19 protein-coding genes are annotated in these 19,797 nt (G+C 67.4%); 10 read left to right on the top strand and 9 right to left on the bottom strand.

Translation table 11 applies throughout. The features are described from left to right. Positions 1–61 precede the first annotated feature (61 nt). Positions 62–1,738: a Rieske (2Fe-2S) protein gene (locus tag ACO06P_RS13555; RefSeq protein WP_420345770.1), complete on the bottom strand. Its 1,677-nt coding sequence runs from the start codon at positions 1,736–1,738 to the stop codon at positions 62–64. A gap of 105 nt (positions 1,739–1,843) precedes the next feature. Between ACO06P_RS13555 and ACO06P_RS13560 the strand changes: the two genes are divergently transcribed. Both ACO06P_RS13560 and ACO06P_RS13565 read left to right on the top strand, forming a co-directional pair. Then, the gene (locus ACO06P_RS13560; protein WP_420345771.1) at positions 1,844–2,536 is read left to right on the top strand and encodes a helix-turn-helix transcriptional regulator; all 693 of its coding nucleotides are present in this window, start codon (positions 1,844–1,846) and stop codon (positions 2,534–2,536) included. Between the two features lie 80 nt (positions 2,537–2,616). Further along, positions 2,617–3,354 (top strand): SDR family oxidoreductase, encoded by a 738-nt coding sequence (locus ACO06P_RS13565; protein ID WP_420345772.1) that lies wholly within the window; start codon positions 2,617–2,619, stop codon positions 3,352–3,354. A gap of 84 nt (positions 3,355–3,438) precedes the next feature. On the opposite strand, the gene ACO06P_RS13570 is transcribed toward ACO06P_RS13565, so the two are convergent. Together ACO06P_RS13570 and cobB are read right to left on the bottom strand one after the other, a co-directional pair. Continuing rightward, positions 3,439–4,125 (bottom strand): uracil-DNA glycosylase family protein, encoded by a 687-nt coding sequence (locus tag ACO06P_RS13570; protein ID WP_420345773.1) that lies wholly within the window; start codon positions 4,123–4,125, stop codon positions 3,439–3,441. Further along, positions 4,115–4,831 (bottom strand): Sir2 family NAD+-dependent deacetylase, encoded by a 717-nt coding sequence (cobB, locus tag ACO06P_RS13575; RefSeq protein WP_420345774.1) that lies wholly within the window; start codon positions 4,829–4,831, stop codon positions 4,115–4,117. The genes ACO06P_RS13570 and cobB overlap by 11 nt, the downstream gene beginning before the upstream one ends. 126 nt (positions 4,832–4,957) lie before the next feature. On the opposite strand from cobB, the gene ACO06P_RS13580 reads away from it, so the two are divergent. Genes ACO06P_RS13580 through ACO06P_RS13590 form a run of 3 tightly spaced genes read left to right on the top strand, consistent with a single transcriptional unit; the run spans position 4,958 to position 7,279 of the window. Next, the gene (locus tag ACO06P_RS13580; protein WP_420345775.1) at positions 4,958–5,482 is read left to right on the top strand and encodes a low molecular weight protein-tyrosine-phosphatase; all 525 of its coding nucleotides are present in this window, start codon (positions 4,958–4,960) and stop codon (positions 5,480–5,482) included. Positions 5,483–5,537: 55 nt separating this feature from the next. Beyond that, positions 5,538–6,341: a fructosamine kinase family protein gene (locus ACO06P_RS13585; RefSeq protein ID WP_420345776.1), complete on the top strand. Its 804-nt coding sequence runs from the start codon at positions 5,538–5,540 to the stop codon at positions 6,339–6,341. A gap of 8 nt (positions 6,342–6,349) precedes the next feature. After that, positions 6,350–7,279 (top strand): DMT family transporter, encoded by a 930-nt coding sequence (locus tag ACO06P_RS13590; RefSeq protein WP_420345777.1) that lies wholly within the window; start codon positions 6,350–6,352, stop codon positions 7,277–7,279. A 109-nt stretch (positions 7,280–7,388) separates the two neighbouring features. Here the strand turns inward: ACO06P_RS13590 and ACO06P_RS13595 are convergent, their stop codons facing one another. The 5 genes from ACO06P_RS13595 to ACO06P_RS13615 form a co-directional block, all read right to left on the bottom strand. Beyond that, complete coding sequence (locus ACO06P_RS13595; RefSeq protein ID WP_420345778.1) at positions 7,389–8,852, bottom strand: calcium-binding protein; 1,464 nt, start codon at positions 8,850–8,852, stop codon at positions 7,389–7,391. Positions 8,853–9,056: 204 nt separating this feature from the next. Beyond that, positions 9,057–9,590, bottom strand: a complete 534-nt coding sequence (gene thpR, locus ACO06P_RS13600; protein WP_420345779.1) for an RNA 2',3'-cyclic phosphodiesterase — start codon at positions 9,588–9,590, stop codon at positions 9,057–9,059. Between the two features lie 90 nt (positions 9,591–9,680). Further along, positions 9,681–10,724: an NADP(H)-dependent aldo-keto reductase gene (locus ACO06P_RS13605; protein WP_420345780.1), complete on the bottom strand. Its 1,044-nt coding sequence runs from the start codon at positions 10,722–10,724 to the stop codon at positions 9,681–9,683. A gap of 104 nt (positions 10,725–10,828) precedes the next feature. Further along, positions 10,829–12,001, bottom strand: a complete 1,173-nt coding sequence (locus tag ACO06P_RS13610) for an FIST signal transduction protein (RefSeq protein ID WP_420345781.1) — start codon at positions 11,999–12,001, stop codon at positions 10,829–10,831. Positions 12,002–12,092: 91 nt separating this feature from the next. Further along, positions 12,093–12,662: an arylesterase gene (locus ACO06P_RS13615; protein ID WP_420345782.1), complete on the bottom strand. Its 570-nt coding sequence runs from the start codon at positions 12,660–12,662 to the stop codon at positions 12,093–12,095. Positions 12,663–13,070: 408 nt separating this feature from the next. On the opposite strand from ACO06P_RS13615, the gene ACO06P_RS13620 reads away from it, so the two are divergent. The 3 genes from ACO06P_RS13620 to ACO06P_RS13630 all read left to right on the top strand — a co-directional run bounded on the left by ACO06P_RS13620 (position 13,071) and on the right by ACO06P_RS13630 (position 17,366). After that, on the top strand, positions 13,071–13,787 hold the full coding sequence (locus ACO06P_RS13620; protein WP_420349636.1) for an ABC transporter ATP-binding protein: 717 nt from the start codon (positions 13,071–13,073) through the stop codon (positions 13,785–13,787). After that, positions 13,784–16,369 carry an ABC transporter permease gene (locus ACO06P_RS13625; protein WP_420345783.1) on the top strand — a complete coding sequence of 862 codons (2,586 nt, stop codon included), beginning with the start codon at positions 13,784–13,786 and terminating at the stop codon, positions 16,367–16,369. The genes ACO06P_RS13620 and ACO06P_RS13625 overlap by 4 nt, the downstream gene beginning before the upstream one ends. Before the next feature lie 274 nt (positions 16,370–16,643). Then, a complete protein-coding gene (locus ACO06P_RS13630; protein WP_420345784.1) occupies positions 16,644–17,366 on the top strand; it encodes a Bax inhibitor-1 family protein in 723 nt (240 codons plus the stop codon). A 284-nt stretch (positions 17,367–17,650) separates the two neighbouring features. Here the strand turns inward: ACO06P_RS13630 and ACO06P_RS13635 are convergent, their stop codons facing one another. Beyond that, a complete protein-coding gene (locus tag ACO06P_RS13635; protein WP_420345785.1) occupies positions 17,651–18,409 on the bottom strand; it encodes a glucose 1-dehydrogenase in 759 nt (252 codons plus the stop codon). Positions 18,410–18,566: 157 nt separating this feature from the next. Here ACO06P_RS13635 and ACO06P_RS13640 point away from each other — a divergent pair, with 157 nt between their 5' ends. Both ACO06P_RS13640 and ACO06P_RS13645 read left to right on the top strand, forming a co-directional pair. Then, positions 18,567–19,322, top strand: coding sequence for a sulfite exporter TauE/SafE family protein (locus tag ACO06P_RS13640; RefSeq protein WP_420345786.1), 756 nt, complete (start codon positions 18,567–18,569; stop codon positions 19,320–19,322). Positions 19,323–19,350: 28 nt separating this feature from the next. Next, a complete protein-coding gene (locus tag ACO06P_RS13645) occupies positions 19,351–19,644 on the top strand; it encodes a DUF1330 domain-containing protein (RefSeq protein ID WP_420345787.1) in 294 nt (97 codons plus the stop codon). Positions 19,645–19,797 lie beyond the last annotated feature (153 nt).

Here is a 19,797-nt window from a genome sequence, read left to right on the forward strand (position 1 = left end):
CGCGGGAGGGTGAGGGAGAGCGCGCGGGTTGCAGGGTCCCCGCGATCCTCACCCGTTCCAGTCAGCTTTCGGCGGCGACGAATCCCAGGGCCTGCTGGGCCGTGCGCTTGGCATGCTTGCGTTTCAGGGGTTCGTGCAGGAAGCGGTTCACCGCCGCCAGCATATCGGATACCCAGGGCGCCGCTGGATCGGCCGTGATCTCCTCCTTGGCCGCCGAGAGCAGCTTCACCAGGTGGACTGAGACGATGTACTCCGGCTGCGCATGGTCGAAGAGGGCGCGCATCTCGCGCTCGAAAAACGCGTCCGGGTCATCGACCCGCCAGCGGCGGGCGTCGTAGCCGCGGTCGACGTAGGCCGCATTGCGACCGATGAAGCAGCCGATCTGCAGCAGCCCCTGGGGCCAGAGCCCGGGGTGGCGGCTGCAGAGCACGCGCACCGCGTTGCTGAAGGTGATCGCGTGGGTGAAGTCCAGCCAGCCGACGTTGTGGGAGACGCCCTTGTCGGTGGCATCGGCCACCGGCAGGTCGAACTGCAGGAAGTCCGCCGAGGCGGCCCCCACCAGCGCATCGTAGAGCGCCTTGCGGTCGCCTGACGAACGCAGGATCCGCTGCATCACCTTGGGCACGGAAAGCCGGCGCAGGTCCTCCGCCGTGACCGCTTCGCTGCCCTCACCGTCGCCCCCATCGGCGCCCCCATCGGCGCCCTGCTCCTGCCAGGCCGCCAGGGCCTCGCCGTAGGCCCGGAACTCCGGAATCAGGTCCTCGCGCGTCGCATAGACCAGGGAGCGCACGAGATTGCAGAGCAGCGACTCGGCACTGGTCGGCCCCAGGCGGTCGATCAACTGGCCGGTCTTGTAGACGTAGATCGCCGCATGGCCGAAGTCCTGGTAGTGGGCCAGGGCGGCCTCGGCCAGCGGCGCCTCCAGGTCGCGGAAGCCAAGCCCCTTGTCGAGGGCGCCGCGCAGCAAGGCGATGGCCGCCGCCTCGTCCTCCGCCTCGATCGCCGCGACCAGGGACGCGGCATCGTAGGGCCGGCTTTCCGCCGGAAAGGGGTAGCTCGGCTCGCGCAGGGAATCCCAGGCCAGGTGGCCGACGATCTCCAGCAGCGGCACGAGGCGCTCCTGCTCGTCGGCGGCCAGGTCGTCGCGCAGGGCCAGCCAGTCCGGGGCGGCCGCGTGGGCATGGGTGGTTCCGAACTCGAAGCGGTCGGCGGTCCAGTCCAGCGCCCCGCGCAGCCCGTCCAGCGGGTCGGCCTTGGCCTGCTGCAGCCGCGACAGCTCCCGCGCCATGCGGGTGTACTCGTGACGCCGGAAGGAGCGGCGCAGGCTCTCCAGCGCCGCCGTGCGGCGTTCCTCCAGCGGCGGATCACTGAGATCGAGCCAGACCTCTCCGTCGACAATCTCCACCGGGTAGCGCCGCAGCTTGTCGCCACCCACAAGGGTCTCGCCGCCTTCCAGATCGAATTTCCAGTTGTGCCAGTTGCAGGTGAGGATGCAGCCGCCACCATCCGCACCTTGGGTGAGCTTGCCTTCCATCAGGGGAAAGCCCTCGTGCGGGCAGCGGTTGTTGCAGGCGTAGACGCCGCTCTCGCTGGCGAAAACGGCAATCTGCTTGCTGCCGGTCTTCAGCAGGTGCCGGCCCTTGGCCTGCAGTTCCGCAAGTGTGCCGACTCTGATGCGGTTGCCGGACGCAAGATTGGCGGTAGAAGTCGGGGAGGCATCGGCAGCGAGCGCGCACATCGGGGCAGTCTCCTGATCCTCGGGGCGATATTCGAAAGATTTTTCTTGAGAAACACTCTAGGCGCCGATCTTGCTTTTCTCAAGAAAAATCTTTAGGTAATTGCCATGCCAAAACCCGCTGCCAGATCCAAGACCGGTTCCAAATCCAAAGCCGGACCCAAATCCAAGACCGGCAACAAGCGCAGCCGGCGCGCCATCATCGACGCCCTGAAACAGCACGGCCCGCAGGACGCGGCGCACCTGGCCGAGGGCCTTGGCATCTCCGCCATGGCGGTGCGCCAGCACCTTTACGAGCTGGAAGCCGAGGGTCTGGTTGACCATGCCGCCGAGGCGCGGCCGCTCGGGCGCCCGGCGAAGCTCTGGGCCCTGACCCCGGCGGCCGACCGCTTCTTTCCCGACGGCCATGCGGAACTCACACTCGGCCTGATCGACTCCATGAAGCAGGCCTTCGGGGCCAAGGGGCTGGAGAAGCTGCTGGCGGTGCGCGCCCAGGAGCAGATCGCCGCCTATGGCGCACGCATCGACCGCCAGCGCAGCCTGGCGGGAAAGCTGCGCGCCCTGGCCGAGATCCGCAGCGAGGAAGGCTACATGGCCGCGGTCGAGAAAACCGCGGAGGGCTATCTTTTCATCGAGAACCACTGCCCGGTCTGTTCGGCGGCTGCAGCCTGTGCCGGGCTCTGCAGGTCGGAGCTGGAGGTCTTCCGCGCGGCCCTGGGCGACGGGGTGACGGTCGAGCGCACGGACCACATCCTGGCCGGCGCCCGGCGCTGCGCCTATCTGGTCACGCCAAAGGACTAGGGTTTCCGGACAAACCCTCGCAAGGCATCCGAAGCGCGACCCGTGCCTGTGAACCTGATTACATTGGTTGGACCGGTTCTATGTCTTTTGCAAAGAAGAAGGTGTTCATAAGCGGTGCATACCGCGGTTTCGGCAGGAGTCTGGCGACACACTTCTCAAACGGGGGTGCGGAACTGTTCTTGACGGTGCGCGGCGAGCAGGCGCGGCAGGAGACACTGGATTTCTTCCAATCCCACAGCCGTCAGCCCGCCCACGTCTATGACTGTGATCTCAGCAACCCGCGGGCCGTTTCCGCCACCATGGCCGCGGTCGCCGGGGAAACCGATCATATCGACATCATCGTCAACAATGCCGCCATGTGGTTGGAAGGCGGCATCAACGACGTGACGGACGAGGCAGTCGCCGACACCATAAACTCCGGCGTTACCGGTAGTGTGTTGGTGATCAAGAATCTGGAGAAGCTGTTGCTGAACTCCAAAACACCGGACATCGTAAACATGATATCCGCCTGCGGTATTCCCTACTTCAAAGCATCTTCCGCCCACGTCGCCTTCTATGCGATGAAGCACGGACAGTCGGGCATGTCCGAGCTTCTAACCGACAGGCTGAAAGGCGAAGGCGTTCGCGTCATCTCGCTTTATCCGCCCGACTTTCACAATGTTGAGGAAGACCCGGAGCCTTGGAGCAGGCGGGAAGAGTCTCCCTTTGGCACGATGCTTACCTCGCGGGAGCTGATCGATACGATCGACTTCGCGTTGACGCGCCCGCGCAATTGCATGATGAACCAGATTTTCTTCGAAGACACCAGAACGCAGTGAGCGCAGCTTGACCGTGGCAACCGGGGACCACCGGCCTGTCTTCGTCGGCCGTGTCTGATTCCCAGCCCTGCTGCGAAAAGCGGGCTACTTGGTCAGGCGCTTCACCCGCTTGCGCAGCTCGGGCAGCAGGTCGCTTTCGAACCAGGGATTCTTCTTCAGCCAGGCGGTGTTGCGCCAGCTCGGATGCGGAAGCGGCAGGAACTCCGGCAGGTAGTCGCGCCAGTGGCGCACCGTCTCCGTCAGTGTCTTCTGCCGCCGCTTGCCGAGGTACTGGGCCTGGGCGTACATGCCGACCAGCAGCGTCAGTTCCACGTCCGGCAGGGCCGCGCGCAGGGGAGGATGCCAGAGCGGCGCGCATTCCGGGCGCGGCGGCTTGTCGCCGCCCTTGGCATCGACCCCGGGATAGCAGAAGCCCATGGGTACGATGGCGACGCGCGCGGCGTCGTAGAAAACCGCCTCTTCCATCGCCAGCCAGTCCCGCAGGCGCAGGCCGGAGCGATCGTTCCAGGGGATGCCGCTTTCGTGCACCCGCGTGCCCGGCGCCTGGCCGATGATCATCAGCCGCGCCGCCGCTTCGGCCCGCAGCACCGGGCGCGGACCCAGCGGCAGGTGCGCGGCGCAGACGCGGCAGGCGCGCGCCGCGGCGACGATCTCCGCCAGGCCGGTGTCGGGGTCGAAGGCCGGGGGGTCGAAGGCCGGCGGCGCAGGCTCGGTCCGCCGCCCAGAGACCTTGGCCTTGACCTTGGCCTTGACCTTCGCCTTACCAGCCATCTTTCAGGATCCGCTCGACAAAGGCCGGCACGATTTCGGTGGCCGGCCCGTAGTGGGCCTCCTCGAACAGCGGGTGCCCTTCGGAGGGTTCCAGGTTCAGCTCCACCGTGTGCGCCCGCCCGTTGCTCCGCGCCTCCGCCACGAAGCCGGAGGCCGGATAGACGTTGCCGGAGGTGCCGATCGACACGAAGAGGTCGCAGATCCCCAGCGCGTCGTAGATGCGCTCCATCTCCATCGGCATCTCGCCGAACCAGACCACGTTCACCCTGAGGGTGCCGGCGGTGCCGCAGGCGGGGCAAAGGCTGGCCAGGGTCATCGGCTCGTGCCAGGGACTGACGGCGCCGCAGGCGAGGCAACGGGCCTTCAGCAGTTCGCCGTGCATGTGGATCAGCCCCTTGGAGCCGGCCCGCTCGTGCAGATCGTCGATGTTCTGGGTCACCAGCAACATCTCGCCGGGCCAGTCCCGCTCCAGGCGGGCCAGGGCCTCATGCGCGGCGTTCGGCACCACCGTCTGTGCCTGCAGGCCGGCCCGGCGGTGATTGTAGAAGGCGTGCACCCGCTCCGGGTTGCGCGTGAAGGCCTCCGGCGTTGCGACATCCTCGATGCGCACCTGGGCCCAGATCCCGTCGGGGTCGCGAAAGGTGTCGAGCCCCGACTCCTTGGAAATGCCCGCCCCTGTTAGGATAACAATCCGCCGCTCTGTCATCTCCACCCCTTGTCCCGGAGCCCCGAGTGCGGCGATTCCTTGCGGACAGGTCCGGCGGATGATAGATCACAACGGCCCGCAGAGGGCATCACCAATTCGTTTGTGACATCTTTAGACAGAATTAGCGTGCTGATCGTCTGCACGGGGAACATCTGCCGTTCGCCGACGGCAGAGGCGTTGCTGCGGCATCATCTGGCAGATGCCGGTCTGGGCGAGCGCGTTCATCTCGATTCCGCGGGTCTGGACGACTACCATGTCGGCGAAGCGCCGTCGCACGAGGCCGTCGTCTGCGCCGCCGCGCGCGGCTATGACATCGGCGCGCTGCGGGCCCGCGCGCTGACGGGCCGGGACTTTCACGACTTCGATCTGATCCTGGCCATGGACCGCGGCCATCTGCGTAGGCTGCAGCAGCTTTGCCCGGATGGCGCAGGCTGCCGCCTGGGCCTGTTCCTCGACGTGCTGGCGCAGGGCGACTCAGGGGGCGGCCCAGGGGGTGGCCCGGAGACCGGCGAAGTCTCCGACCCCTACTACGGCACCTTGGTCGACTACGAAGTTATGCTGGACCTGATCGAGGCCGCGACGCCACTCTGGGTCAAGGTGTTCAAACAGAACAATCCGGCAGGCGATGGATTCCCGCTCGGGCGCGGCTAGCCCACCTTCGCATCTCTCCCTTGAGGACCGCATCGCGGCGCTGAGCGGCGGCCGCGTGACGGCTCTGACCCCGCTGCCGGGCGGCTGCGTGGCGGAGGTCCTGCGGGTCGATCTCGAAGGCGCCGCGCCTTTGGTCGCCAAGGTGGCCGCCGAAGGCGGGCTGGAAATCGAGGGCTTCATGCTCGGCTATCTGGCTGAGCGCAGTCCTCTGCCCGTACCGAAGACCCGGCACGTCTCCGAAGAGATCCTGCTCATGGATTTCGTGGAGAACGACGGGGGGACAAGCCGCACGGCGGCGGAAGAGCACGCGGCCGACTGCCTGGCCGCCCTCCATGCGATCACCGCGCCCGCCTTCGGCTTCGAGCGCGACACGGTCATCGGCGCCCTGCCCCAGCCCAACCCCTGGACCGCGAACTGGTGCGACTTCTACCGCGACCAGCGCCTGCTCCCCATGGGCCGCCTTGCCATGGACTCCGGGCGCCTGCCGGTGGAAACCTTCCGGCGCCTGGAGGCCTTCTGCGGCCGGCTGGAGCGCTTCATCGAGCAGCCGCCGCGCCCGGGCCTGGTGCACGGCGACGTCTGGGCCGGCAACGTCCTCTTCAAAGGCGCCAAAGTGGCCGCCTTCATCGATCCAGCGCTGTATTTCGCCGATCCTGAAGTGGAGGTCGCTTACATCGAGTGGCTGTCCACCTTCGGGCCGGCCTTCCACCGCCGCTACCAGGCCCGGCATGCGCCACGGCCAGGCTACCGTGAAGCCCGGCGCGACATCTACAACCTCTTTCCGACGCTCGTTCACACGCAGATCTGTGGACCCCCCTATGCGCAAATGGTGGGAGACATCCTGAAGCGCTACGGCTAGACAGGGGTATGAGCCAGGGTGCAGCACAGCCCGCGGCCGGCGAGCGGATCGGCTTCGGCATTGCTTGCGCCGTCATCGGCCTGTTCGGCATGGCGGTGATGGATGCCTGCGCCAAGTTCCTCGGCGCCGGCTATGCCATCAGCCAGATCATTCTGGCGCGCAACGCCTTCGGTCTCGTTACCATCCTGGCCTTTGTGTTGGTCGCCGGCGGCGGCCTTGCCAGCCTGAAGCCGAAGCGCCCGGCGCTGCTGGTTGCCCGCTCCGCCGCCAACCTGGGCGCGGCCTTCCTGTTCTTCACCGGCCTGCGCTACCTGCCGCTGGCCGACGCCTTCGCCATTGCCTTCGCCGCGCCGCTGTTCATCACCGCGCTGTCTGTACCGGTGCTGGGCGAGCATGTCGGCATCCGCCGCTGGGCGGCCGTGATCTTCGGGTTCGTCGGCGTGCTGGTGGTCGTTCAGCCGGGCACCGCCACCTTCCGTGTCGAGGCGCTGCTGCCCCTGGGCGCGGCGCTCAGCTACGCCATCGCCATGCTGATCGGGCGCAAGCAGACCAAGTACCTCACCACCTCGGCGATCCTCTTCTGGCCCAGCCTGATCGCCGTCGGCGTCACTGCGCTGATGATGCCGGCGCAGTGGCAGACACCCAGCCTGCCGGACTTCGGGCTTTTCGTCTTCATGGGCGTCATCGGCACCGCCGGCATGATGCTGATCACCCAGGGCTACCGCTTCGCCCCCGCAGCAGTCATTGCGCCCTTCGACTACTCGGTTCTGCTCTGGGGCGTCATCTTCGGCTGGGTGATCTGGCGCGACGTGCCCGGGCCCAATGTCTGGATCGGTTCGGCCATTCTGATCGCCAGCGGCCTTTACATCCTGCACCGCGAGACGCGCAAGCCCAAGCCGGTGCAGCCGCCGGCAGGACCGATGGGCCCGACCTCCTAGCACGCCGTCCCACGACAAAGCGGCCACCCAGAACGCAGCACGTGGAACCGTCGCTGCGGTCCCAGGACGGCGGTCTGTCCCGGAGCCCGACTTGCGCGACGGTCAAACGTTAGACCGTTGTGTTCAGCAGCACCGTTATGTCGTCGTCGATGGAGACCTGAACACCGGCATCGTTGACATAGGTGCTGAAACCAGCGACCGAGCCCTGCAGCCCCCAGTTCCCGCCGGCACCGCTGGCGAGGGCCACCGTATCGCCGAGATCGCCGGCAATCTCCAGCACGCCGTCGCCGACCATGGAGACAATGTCGTCGGCATCCAGCGCAATGGCGTCGTCGCCGGCGGCGTCGGTCATCTCGATGCGCTCGAAGCCCGACCAGACGTCGGCGAGGGCGGAGAAGTCGATGACACCGTCGAGCGATCCGTCCTCGCGGTCGTTGGCCGGCAGCAGGTCGACGAGCAGGGTGTCGACACCGGCGCCGCCGTCGACCGTTCCGCCGGCCCCGGCGTTGTGATCTTCGGCATCGAAGACCACGCGGTCGCTTCCCGAACCGCCGTCGATCTGGTCGACCCCGGCGCCACCATCGATCAGATCCTCGCCGCCGCCGCCGTAGACGCTGTCGGCCCCCTCACCGCCGAAGAGCGCATCATCGCCGCCGTTCTCTTCGCTGCCGTTGGTATCGCCGAACATCAGATCGTCGCCCGCACCACCGAGCATGGTATCGTCGCCGCCGTTCTCGGAGGTGGCCGTGCCGCCCCCCAGGACCAGAGCGTCACCGGCGAGGGTGTCGTTGCCCATACCGCCGTCGATGAAATCGTCGCCACCGTCGTGCGACATGGCACTGGCGCCCTGCAGGGCCAAGACATCGCCGGCAACGAGGTCGTCGCCGATGCCGGCCAAAAGGGAGTCGTTGCCATCGGCGACGGCCAAGGCCAAGCCACCGATCTCTCCGCCCAGGACCAGCGCGCCGCCGGCCATTGTGTCCGCGCCGCCGTCGCCGATTATGGTGTCAAAGCCTCCGTCATCAACATATGCATAGGGGCCGTAGACGCTCAACGCGTCGCCTGCGAGGGCATCGCCGTCGCCGGCGCCTCTGATGAAGTCGTGTCCCCCGCCGTCGACAGAGGCGTGACCGTAGACGCCCAGGGCATCGCCGGCCGCGATTGCCACGCCGGTGCCACCCAAGATGGAGTCGTTCCCGCCGTTGGTGACATCCGCTGCACCCACGCCGGCCGCGTCGCCCGAGATCCAGTCCCTGCCGGCAAAGCCGTAGATGGTGTTGTCGATGCCGTTGTTCGTCACGGCATCGCCGAAGACCGTGTCCTCGCCGAGAAAGTTCTCGAACTGGTCGCCCCAGATGTAGGCCATCGCTTGTTGGACAGGCGGATTCTGGAGGATGCCGAGGTCCGGCTGCGTGTCTTCGGCGGGCGGCGGAACGATGATGGCGCCACCATCGGTCTCAGGCTGCTCCAGGAGCTCGGCCAGAAACATCAGATAGGTGTCGGCGGGTGAACCCTCTGCCGTGTCGTCAAGCCAAGGCAGGAGGATATCCAGGGAGGAGTGAGCAGTCGTCATGAATCGGTTCCCAGGCTGGCCAGCACAGAAAAGGAGCCGTGCTGGATGCGCGCCTATCCCGTTCGGCGGCAGCGGTTACTCACCCCTGGAACCTCGGGCTGAATAACCCCGAGGCGTCTCGATATCAAGTGGAGAACGGACCGGCCGGCGGGTCTTTCGTGGTAGCCGACCCCCGCCATGCATGCCTGTGGGTCGAAGGCGGGTTTAACTCAGCGGATAGACCGCCTCGGCGGAGTAGATCGCGCCCTCGTGGGCGAGGTAGCTGGAGTAGAGGGTGAAGTCCCGCACCTCGAAGGGCTCGGCGCGGAACAGGGCATGCTGCACCAGATAATCCTGCAGGCGTGTGCCGGGGTTGGATTTGAAGCGGGCCAGGGTCACGTGGGGCTTGAACTTGCGCTTCTCCGGCTCCAGGCCCGCGCGCTGCAGCGCCGTTTCGATCTTCGCCTGCAGGCGTTCCAGGGCGCCGTTGGCCTCGACACCCACCCAGAGCGCGCGCGGCTTGCGGTCGTCGCCGAACTGGCCGACGCCGCGCAGGGCGAGGGGAAACCGCGGTCCCTGAATGCCGGAAAGCGCGGCATCGACATCGTCGGCGGCGTGGCCGTCAACCTCGCCAATGAAGCGCAGGGTCAGGTGCAGGTTGGCCGGGTCGACCCAGCGCGCGCCCGGCAGGCCGGAGGCGAGACCGCAGAGCCGGTCACGCAGAGCGGCGGGCAGGGACAGGGCGACGAACAAGCGCATGGCCGTGGGCGACCTTCAAGATGGCGGGACCTTCTGGGGCCAGACGTGGCCAGGGGTCTCCGGGCGGCGGCAAAAGCCGGCAGCCGTACCTTATGGGCAGGGATAGGTGTAGTCCTTGTGGATGGCCTCGATGCCGTTGAGGACCTCTTCACTGAGAACCACATCCTTGGCCGCGATGTCCAGCTTGAGCTGTTCCATTTTCGTGGCACCGATGATCGATGCGGTGACGAAAGGCCGGGAGATCACGAAGGCATGGGCCAGATGGGCCGGGTCCATCCCGTGGTCGCGGGCCAGTTGCACGTAGGCCGCCGTGGCAGCGTCGGCCTGGGGGCCCTGATAGCGGGTGTTGTCCGGCCAAAGGGTGCGCCGCGCCCCCTCCGGCCACTGGCCGTTCAGGTACTTGCCGCTGAGGGTGCCGGCGGCCAGGGGCGCATAGGCCATCAGGCCGCAATGCTCGCGCATCGCCACCTCCGCCAGCCGGGTCTCGAAGCTGCGGTTGAGCAGGCTGTAGGGATTCTGGACGGAGGCCACCCGCGGCCCCCGGCCGGCCTCCGCGCCGGCGACAAAGCGCATCACGCCCCAGGGGTTCTCGTTGGAGAGCCCCACATGGCGCACCTTGCCGGCCTTCACCACGTCATCCAGGGCCTCCAGGGTCTCTTCGACGGCGGTTTCGTCCGCATCGGCGTCGTGGTGGTAGGCGAGCCCGCGGAAGTCGTTGGTGGCGCGGTCCGGCCAGTGCAGCTGATAAAGATCGATGTAGTCGGTCTTCAATCGCTTCAGACTGCTGTCCACGGCCGCGGTGATGTGGTGCTTGTTGAACCGGGTGTCGCCGCCGCGGATGTAGGGAAAGCGCTGCTTGTTGGGGCCGACGATCTTGGTCGCCAGGATCACCCTGTCCCTGTTGCCGCGGGCGGCGAACCAGTTGCCGATGATCTCCTCGGTGCGCCCGTAGGTCTCGGCCTTTGGAGCGACGGGATACATCTCGGCGGTGTCGAAGAAGTTGATGCCCTGGTCGAGGGCATAGTCCATCTGCTCGAAGCCCTCAGCCTCGGTATTCTGGATGCCCCAGGTCATGGTGCCGAGGCAGATGGCGCTGACCTTGATGTCGCTGCGCCCAAGTTGCCGGTATTCCATTGGTCCCCCCTTTGGATGGTCCCCAGAAGAAACGATGTCGCGGCGGCACCGGCCCGCTGAGAGCCGGACGCCTCTGACGCCTTGCCGGCGGCCCCGGAAAAGCCTCAGAGCAGCAGCGTCAGAACGCCGGTGTAGCCGTAGAGCCGGTTGTTGGAGATTTCGCCGTTGGCGAAGAAACCGGTGAGCGGAATATCCCCAAACGTCTCGCGGATCAACCGCAACTCCTCGGACTGGGTGCCGAAGAGGTGGCGGCCCCGGGCAACGCAGGAGACGTAGAGGGCCGCGCGCGGCGCTCCGCCGGCCCTTTCGCTGAGGTCACGCAGCATGCGCTGCATGTCCTCCTTCGCCGAGGCGTGGTCACGGCGGCAAAAGGCCAGGCGGTCGCCGACGGAGAGGTCGGCGCCGATCTGAAGCCACTGGCGCTCCAGGTCCATGCCGATGAGGTTGCGCACCAGGTAGTCGCCGGTATCGCTGCCGGCGATCGGCAGGGCCGCGTAGATGTACCCTCCGATGCGGCGCAGGTCGCGCGCCAGCAGTTCGCCGACCTCCTCGCGCAGGACATCCAGCACCGGGCGGCCGTCAAGGCTGGCAACGACCCCTTCGCCCGCCATCTCGGTCACCTCATGGGGCTCGCCGATGGGCGTGCAGCCCTGGGAGAGACCGGCGACGGCAAGCTGCTCCGAGCTGAACAGGACGCCGGAGAGCCCGCCGGCCGCAACCGTGCCCGAAACCTGTGGGTAGTCCTCACCCTCGACGGCGGTCAGACCGCCGATGAGAAAGGCCGAGGTCGCTTCGGAGACCGCCTCGACGACATCGACGATCAGCGGATTGCGCGGGTCGCCGTGTACCACGCCGAGGATCGGCTTGTGCGCCGCCACCCAGTCGCCGTGCTGGCGGGTAAAGTCTTCCAGCCCGCCGGTGACCGGGGCGAAGAGGCGATAGCTGTCCTCCGGCAGCGCCGCCACCAGAACGGAAAGCGCCGGGCGGTCGTAGATTTCCTCTCCGGAGGCCATGACGCCGGCGCCCACGGTCCCGACCCAGTCGGCGATGCCGCAGCGTTCGCGCAGAAAGGTGACGATGCTGCCGAGATCATCCGCGAGCGGCCCCGTCGCATAGACGAACCCCAGGTTGGCGCGCTCCGGCAGGCTGCCCAGGGCTTCGACGCAGGCCGCGGCCACGCTGCCCCAGGCTTTGTCATCGTCCGGATCGCCCACCGCGTAGGCGGACTTGTAGCGCCCGGCGGTCTGGGAGCCGATGGTGAGCGGTTCAGCGGTCATGCCACCGGCTCCGAGGGACTTCTGGCACGGGGATTTCGGGCATGAGGATTTCTGGCATGAGGATTTCGGGCCGGATCGGCATCAGGCCCCATCAATTGACCTGCGCCGGCTGCGCTCCGCCAGCCGCGTCGCGCACCAGGGCGACGACATAAGGTTTGATGCGCTTGACGATCTCCGCCACGCCGCGGGCGTTGGGGTGGATGCCGTCGGGCTGATTGAGCTCCGGCTCCAGGGCGACGCCATCGAGGAAAAAGGGATAGAGCGGCGCGTCGTATTTCTCCGCCAGCCGCGGGAAGACGCTGTTGAAAGAGTCGCCGTACTCGCGGCCCAGGTTGGGCGGCGCCAGCATGCCGGCGATCAGGACCGGCAGCCCCTCTTCGGTGAACCGCGCCATGATCGCGTCCAGATTGTCGTAAGTGGCCGCCGGATCGAGGCCGCGCAGACCGTCGTTGGCGCCGAGTTCCAGGATCACCGCCGTCGGCTCGTCCGCCAGCGCCCAGTCCAGGCGCGCCAGCCCGGCCGCGGTGGTGTCGCCAGAGTTTCCGGCGTTGATCACCATAACGTCCAGCCCCTCTTCCCTGAGCGCCGTTTCGAGCTGCTCCGGAAACGTTTCGCCCGCCGGCAGGCCGTAGCCGTGTACGAGGCTGTCACCGAAGGCCATCAGGCGAACGGTTTTCGCGGCCGCTTCGCCCCCGGGCAGTGCGGTGATGGCCAGAAGCAGACCGAGGAGGAGAACCAGGCTCGAGCCCTGTCTTTTAGGGCGCAGTCGTGTGGGAGAGGGCATTGGATCGTTCGCCTGCTTAGGGATTCGGCGGCCTTTCCAGGCAATACTATGCCAAACGGCGCCGCTTGGATAAGAAGTAGGGGCCGCCGCGCGGGCGATCAAGCGTCGCCGGCCGTGCGGTTGGCCGGGCCGGCGCGTTGAAATGCGCCTTCGGCGATCCATATGGCAGGCAAGTCGTATAAGAGAGGGATGATGAGCGAAACAACCGAAAGCGCGCCCCCTGGACCGGTCCCCGGGGCGCCCGGCCCCGGCGCCGCCCCTCTCACCGCCTCCGGGGGCAATGCCATGATCGCCCTGCAGGACGTCGAACTGACACTGCCGTCCACCGCCGGTCCGGTCCACATTCTGCGCGGCCTGGACCTGGAAATCCCGCGGGGCGAGACGGTCAGCGTGGTCGGGCCCTCCGGCTCCGGCAAGTCCTCCATGATGATGATCATCGCCGGCCTGGAGCGCGCCAGCAAAGGCGAGGTGATCATCGGCGGCACGCGCTTTACCGGGCTGGACGAGGACTCGCTGGCCCGGTTCCGCCGCGATTCCGTCGGCATCGTGTTCCAGGATTTTCACCTGGTGCCGACGATGACGGCGCTGGAGAACGTGGCCATCCCGCTGGAATTCGCCGGCCGCAGCGACGCCTTCGACCGTGCCGCGGCCTGCCTTGAGTCCGTCGGCCTGGGTCATCGGCTGACCCACTACCCGGGCCAGCTCTCCGGCGGCGAGCAGCAGCGTACGGCGCTCGCCCGCGCCTTTGCCGCCGGCCCCGACCTGATGCTGGCCGACGAGCCGACCGGCAATCTGGACGGCGAAACCGGCCAGCAGATCATCGATCTTCTCTTCGGCCTGCAGGCCGACCACGGCACCACCCTGGTGCTGATCACCCACGACCCGCAACTGGCCGCCCGATGTTCGCGCACGGTGAAGCTGCTGGACGGTCTCATCATCGATGACGGCCTCGGATCAAGTGGCGTCACAAACGGCGCCGGTACTCAAGCGGCCGTCTCGTGACCACGCTGGAGCAGCATGCCGGGCGCAGCGGCGCCGGGAGCCTGGACGCCGAGAGCGGCAGCGGCCTGCCGCTGGCCCTGCGGCTGGCGCGGCGCGAGCTGCGTGGCGGGCTCAAGGGGTTCCGCATCTTTCTGGCGTGCCTCACCCTGGGGGTGGCCGCCATCGCCGGCGTCGGTTCGGTTTCGGAAGCGATGCTGCAGGGGCTGCAGCGCGACGGGCGTATCCTTCTGGGCGGCGACATGGACCTGCGCCTCACCCACGTGGAGGCCAGCGCCGAGCAACAGGACTGGCTGGCAGAACGTGTCGAAGTCTCCAGCGTTTCGGAGATGCGCGCGATGGCCCGCGGCCTCGACGAAGGGTCGCGCCGGGTGCTGGTCGAACTGAAGGCGGTCGACGACCTCTATCCCCTCTATGGCGCCGTACGCCTCGCACCGGAAGGCGACCTCGCGGCGGCCCTGGCCCGCGAGGACGGCGTCTGGGGTGCCGTGGTCGACGGCAACCTGCTGCGCCGGCTGGATGTGGAACTGGGCGAGCTGGTCCAGATCGGCGACACCCAGTTCCGCGTATCGGCGGTGCTGGAGCGCGAGCCGGACCGCACCTCGCGGGCCTTCACCCTGGGCCCGACCTTCATGGTCGACCGCGCGAGCCTGCCGGAGACCAACCTGGTGCAGCCCGGCAGCCTGATCCGCAACCACTACCGCCTGCGCTTCGGCGACGGCCTCACCGCAGCCGATCTGCGCCAGGACCTGCAGGAGACCTTTCCCCAGGCCGGCTGGCGCATCCGCGACACCACCGAGGCGGCGCCCGGCATCGGCCGCTTCATCGACCGCCTGACCCTGTTCCTGACGCTGGTCGGGCTCACCGCCCTTCTGGTCGGCGGCGTCGGCGTCGGCAACGCGGTGCGCAGCTACCTGGAAGGCAAGACCGGCACCATCGCCACCCTCAAGTGCCTGGGGGCGCCCGGTCGCCTGATCTTCCAGGTCTACATGACGCAGATCCTGGTGCTCGCCTCGCTCGGCATCGTCATCGGCCTGCTGATCGGCGGCCTCAGTCCGCCCGCCGTTTCGGCGATCATCGGCGACACCCTGGGCTGGCGCGCGGAACTCGGCATCTACCCGCTGCCGCTGATCACGGCAGCCGTCTTCGGCGTGCTGACCGCCATCACCTTTTCGCTCTGGCCGCTGACCCGCGCCCAGAACGTCGCCGCCGCCAGCCTGTTCCGCGATCTCATCACGCCGGCCGGCGGCCGGCCGGACCGCAAGGGCTTGCTGGCGCTGCTCGTCTTTGGCGGCTTGCTCGCCGGACTGGCCGTGGTCACCGCCACCGACCAGATGCTGGCGCTCTACTTCGTCATCGGGGCCATCGGCGCGCTGCTGCTGTTCCGCCTGGCGGCCCAGGGCATCATGGCGGTGAGCCGGCGCCTGCCGAGGCCGCGGCGCCCGGGCCTGCGCCTCGCCCTGACCAATCTGCACCGGCCCGGCGCCCCCACCGGCTCGGTGGTCATGTCCCTCGGGCTCGGCCTCACCGTGCTGGTCGCCATCGCGCTCATCGAAGGTAACCTCTCCCGCCAGGTGCAGCAGAGCCTGCCGGAGGAAGCGCCCGGCTTCTACTTCATCGACATCCAGCCCGACCAGGTCGAGGAGTTCGACAGGCTGGTCGCCGGCCTGCCCGGCATCGAAAACGTCCAGCGCGTGCCCATGCTGCGCGGGCGCATCTCGGCGGTGAACGGCGCGGCGCCGGAGCAGCTGGAGATCCCGCCTGATGTGCAGTGGATCTTCCGCGGCGACCGCGGCCTCACCTGGGCGCGCGAGCAGCGCGCGGGCGACGAGCTGACCCTGGGCGACTGGTGGCCGGCGGACTACGACGGCCCGCCCCTGGTCTCCCTCGACGACGAGGTCGGGCGGGCTCTGGGGCTCGGCCTGGGTGACACGCTGAGCATCAACATCCTCGGCCGCGACGTGGAGGTGACCATCGCCAACCTGCGCGTGGTCGACTGGGGCAGCCTCACCATAAACTTCGTCATGGTCTTCTCGCCCGGTCTTCTGGAGCAGGCGCCGCAGACCCACATCGCCACCGTGCGCGCCGCGCCGGAGGCCGAAGACGCGCTGGAAATCGCGGTCACCGACCGCTTCATCAACGTCTCCTCGATTCGCGTCAAAGAGGCGCTGGAACAGGTCGGCGAGCTGATGGGCCACATCGCGACGGCGGTCCGTGCCATTGCTGCCGTGGCGCTGGCCGCCGGCGTCCTGGTGCTGGCCGGGGCCGTTGCGGCCGGCCACCACCGGCGGGTCTACGACGCGGTGGTGCTTAAGGTGCTGGGGGCGACCCGCCGGGTTGTGGCCCAGGCCTTTCTGCTGGAATACGGCCTGCTCGGGCTGGTGACGGCGGTTATCGCCTCGATCATCGGGACCGGCGCGGCCTATCTGGTGCTGACCGAGATCATGCGCACGCCCTTCATTTTCCTGCCCGATTCGGTGATCACCACCGCCCTGCTGGCCACGGCCATCACGGTCGCCTTCGGATTTGCCGGCACCTGGCGGGCGCTGGGCCAGAAAGCCGCCCCCCTGCTGCGCAACGAATAGCCGCAGGGCCGGACGGCAGCGCCAGTAGCGGGCCTTCGCGGAGCCCGGCAACCCCCTGTCGCGCAAGCAGGAATCGGGTCCTGACCACGTTTTTGGCACAGCTCAAAGCTGTGTTTCAGCGCCTTGAATATGAAGAAAAATTTACGCACAAGCCGTGCGAAAATCAGTTGATTCAAGCCCCGGAACCTCCAATATTACCTCTGAAATCTATGGGCAAGATCGTGGTCCGGGCGTTACTGTTCCGGCCACTTGGGTAAAACGAAAGGGTGTCCTGATGGCTCTCGGTCCCGACCGCAGATACATGACGCAGACGCAGGCAGATGCCGCGCAGATCGATGAGGGTCTGCGGAAGTACATGCTTGGCGTCTACAACTACATGGCGCTGGGGGTGGCCTTCACCGGCATCGTGGCCCTCTTCGTCGCCTCCCAGCCCGCGCTTCTGGAGGCCATTGCGCTGAGCCCGTTCCGCTGGGTGCTGTTCCTCGGCATCATCGGCTTCGGCTTCTTCGCGCCGCGTGTGATGATGAGCGGCTCCATGGCCATGGCGCACGGGTCCTTCTGGATCTACGCCGCGATGTGGGGCGCCTTGATGTCCCCCATGTTCCTGCTCTACACCGGCGACAGCATGGTGCGGGTGTTCTTCATCACAGCCGCCGCCTTCGCGGGCACCAGCCTCTACGGCTACACCACCAAGCGGAACCTCGCTCCCTTGGGCGCCTTCTTCATGATGGCGACCATCGGCATCCTGGTGGCGCTGCTGGTGAACATCTTCCTGCTGCAGTCCGAGCTGTTCCACCTCGGCCTGTCCATCGTGGTGGTGCTGGTCTTCGCCGGCCTGACCGCCTACGAGACGCAGATGATCAAGAACATGTACAGCGAGGCCGACGGCAACGAGGTCGCCACCCGCAAGTCGATCTTCGGCGCCTTCATGCTCTACGGCAGCTTCGTGACCATGTTCATCTGGCTGCTCAGCATCTTCGGCGTGGCCCGCGAATAGACGCGGCGAAACGCTCCGACAAAGCGGAAGGCCCGGAACTTCGGTTCCGGGCCTTTTGCTTTGCCACGCCTCGATACGCTGTTGGAGCAGGCTCGGTCACAAACCAACGCGCAGCTTGGAACAGCGAGGCTGTCACCCCCACCCCATCCCTCCCCCATCGAAGGGGGAGCGGGTTTTAGTTGAGCCGGCCCTAAGAGAAATCCCCTCCCCCCTCGATGGGGGGAGGTCGGGAGGGGGGTGAGCCCTGCGTTCGCTGCCAGCGGGTTGGCCTATATCGGTTCCGGCTAGATGCAGCGGCCGCCGTCCACTTCCAGCGTCACGCCGGTCAGGAACTCCGCCGCGTCGGAGGCAAGGAAGAGCGTCGCTTCGGCGATGTCATGCGGCGTGGAGAAGCGCCCCAGCGGGATGGTGGCCTCGAACTTCCGCCGGTTCTCCGGCGTATCGGGCACGCCCATGAAGGTCTCCATCAGCGCCGTTTCGCCGATCACCGGACAGACCGCGTTGACCCGGATCTTATCCGGCGCCAGTTCCACCGCCATGGACTTGGTCATCACGTTCACCGCACCCTTGGAGGAATTGTAGACCGTGAGTCCCGGGCGCGGGCGCAGCGCGGCGGTCGAGGAGGTGTTGACGATGCAGCCGCCCCCCTCGGCGCGCATCAGCGGAATGGCCGCCAGGGCGGCCAAGTAGATGGCCTTTACGTTGACGGCGTAGATGCGGTCGAACTCCTCCTCCGTCACCTCGGTCATCGGCTTGTTGCGGTGGGCGACGCCGGCATTGTTCACCAGAACGTCGAGCCGCCCGTAGCTGTCGAGGGCGGCGCGCATCATTCCATCGACGTCGGCCCTGCGGGTCACGTCCGCAGGCGCCGCCACCGCCGCGCCACCGGCCCTGTCGATTTCCTGGGCGACGCGTTCGGCGGCCGTGCCGTCGATGTCGGCGACCACCACGCGCCCGCCTTCCGCAGCGAAGAGTTTTGCGATGCCCTCGCCGAAGCCCGAACCGCCACCGGTGACCACCGCGACCTTGCCGTGAAGCCGCATCGTTCCCTCCCTCATATCCTATGGACCTGTTTTCTTTTGAACACACCAGCCTAGCCCATGGCGGCGCCCCAACCCAAGGTCGCTGCCACCCCCGGACTGCTTACAGCCGATGCCGGCGCTTTCGCCGCGGCAGGTCATGCGCCTATGATCCACCCCCATGTGGGAGAGCGAGGTAATCCTGGTCGTGGCGGCGAGCTTTCTGCTCGCCGGCCTGGTGAAAGGTCTGGTCGGCCTCGGCCTGCCGACCATCGCCCTTGCACTGCTGGCGACCCAGATGGACCTGAAGGCGGCCATACCCCTGGTGCTGGTCCCTTCGCTCGCCACCAACATCTGGCAGGCGCTGGCCGGCGGCGCGCTGAAGGCCCTGGTGATGCGGCTCTGGGTCTTTCTGCTGGCGGCCTGCGCGGCCATCTGGTTCGGCGCCGGCCTGCTGGCCGGCCTCGACGCCAGCCTGCCTTCCGGCCTCTTCGGCGCCCTGCTCTGTGTCTACGCGCTGGTCAGCCTGACCGGCCTGCAGATGCCGCCGCCGGGTGCGAAGGAGCCCTGGCTGTCGCCGCCGCTGGGCCTGGTCAACGGCGCCATTACCGGGCTCACCGGTTCGTTCATCTTTCCCTCGGTGCTCTATCTCCAGGCCCTCGGCCTGTCACGCGATCACCTGGTGCAGGCCATGGGCCTGACCTTTCTGATCTCCACGCTGGCCCTCGCCGTTGCGCTCAGGGGTCACGCCCTGCTGCCGACGGAGGCCGGTCTGCTGTCGGCGGTCGCCCTGCTGCCGGCGCTGGGCGGCATGGCCTTGGGCCAGGTCTTCCGCAAGCGCCTGCCGGAGGCGCGCTTCCGCAAGCTGTTCTTCGTCGCGCTCACCGCCCTCGGCGCCTATCTCGCCTGGGCCGCCTTCCTCGCGCCGCTATACTAGGGCGCCCATGAAACCGGGAGACACTTCTATGGCCGCCTACATCGTCGCTCATCTGGACGTCACCGACCCCAAGGCCTTCGAGGCTTACCGCGAGGCGGTGCCGGCGATCATCGCCACCCACGGCGGGCGCTACCTGGTGCGCGGCGGCGCAGCCGAGACCCTGGAGGGCGAGTGGACGGTGCCGCGGCTGATCATTCTGGAGTTCCCGGACAAGGCCGCCGCCGAAGGCTTCTATCACTCCGCGGCCTATCAGGAGATCCTGCCCCTGCGTCTCGCCAATGCAGAGGGGACGGTCGCCATCGTCGAGGGGGTCGAAAGCTAGCCGGCCGCCAAAAGGACCCTGTGGCCGCGGCCTGATGCTTCGAGACCTTCGCTGCGCTCACTCCTCAGCATGAGGATTTGTTGTTTCAGCCTTTCGATCCTCATCCTGAGGAGCGTGCCGGAGGCGCGCGTCTCGAAGAATGGGCAACTGCCG

Origin of the sequence: Pelagibius sp. (assembly GCF_965227505.1) — a bacterium.
Lineage (GTDB): Bacteria > Pseudomonadota > Alphaproteobacteria > Kiloniellales > Kiloniellaceae > Pelagibius.

What these genes read in the sequence shown, in the direction of transcription:
- ACO06P_RS13555 (WP_420345770.1), bottom strand. Translation starts at nt 1,738, where the DNA reads ATGTGCGCGCTCGCTGCCGATGCCTCCCCGACTTCTACCGCCAATCTT.
- ACO06P_RS13560 (WP_420345771.1), top strand. Translation starts at nt 1,844, where the DNA reads ATGCCAAAACCCGCTGCCAGATCCAAGACCGGTTCCAAATCCAAAGCC.
- ACO06P_RS13565 (WP_420345772.1), top strand. Translation starts at nt 2,617, where the DNA reads ATGTCTTTTGCAAAGAAGAAGGTGTTCATAAGCGGTGCATACCGCGGT.
- ACO06P_RS13570 (WP_420345773.1), bottom strand. Translation starts at nt 4,125, where the DNA reads ATGGCTGGTAAGGCGAAGGTCAAGGCCAAGGTCAAGGCCAAGGTCTCT.
- cobB (WP_420345774.1), bottom strand. Translation starts at nt 4,831, where the DNA reads ATGACAGAGCGGCGGATTGTTATCCTAACAGGGGCGGGCATTTCCAAG.
- ACO06P_RS13590 (WP_420345777.1), top strand. Translation starts at nt 6,350, where the DNA reads ATGAGCCAGGGTGCAGCACAGCCCGCGGCCGGCGAGCGGATCGGCTTC.
- ACO06P_RS13595 (WP_420345778.1), bottom strand. Translation starts at nt 8,852, where the DNA reads ATGACGACTGCTCACTCCTCCCTGGATATCCTCCTGCCTTGGCTTGAC.
- thpR (WP_420345779.1), bottom strand. Translation starts at nt 9,590, where the DNA reads ATGCGCTTGTTCGTCGCCCTGTCCCTGCCCGCCGCTCTGCGTGACCGG.
- ACO06P_RS13605 (WP_420345780.1), bottom strand. Translation starts at nt 10,724, where the DNA reads ATGGAATACCGGCAACTTGGGCGCAGCGACATCAAGGTCAGCGCCATC.
- ACO06P_RS13610 (WP_420345781.1), bottom strand. Translation starts at nt 12,001, where the DNA reads ATGACCGCTGAACCGCTCACCATCGGCTCCCAGACCGCCGGGCGCTAC.
- ACO06P_RS13615 (WP_420345782.1), bottom strand. Translation starts at nt 12,662, where the DNA reads ATGGCCTTCGGTGACAGCCTCGTACACGGCTACGGCCTGCCGGCGGGC.
- ACO06P_RS13620 (WP_420349636.1), top strand. Translation starts at nt 13,071, where the DNA reads ATGATCGCCCTGCAGGACGTCGAACTGACACTGCCGTCCACCGCCGGT.
- ACO06P_RS13630 (WP_420345784.1), top strand. Translation starts at nt 16,644, where the DNA reads ATGGCTCTCGGTCCCGACCGCAGATACATGACGCAGACGCAGGCAGAT.
- ACO06P_RS13635 (WP_420345785.1), bottom strand. Translation starts at nt 18,409, where the DNA reads ATGCGGCTTCACGGCAAGGTCGCGGTGGTCACCGGTGGCGGTTCGGGC.
- ACO06P_RS13640 (WP_420345786.1), top strand. Translation starts at nt 18,567, where the DNA reads ATGTGGGAGAGCGAGGTAATCCTGGTCGTGGCGGCGAGCTTTCTGCTC.
- ACO06P_RS13645 (WP_420345787.1), top strand. Translation starts at nt 19,351, where the DNA reads ATGGCCGCCTACATCGTCGCTCATCTGGACGTCACCGACCCCAAGGCC.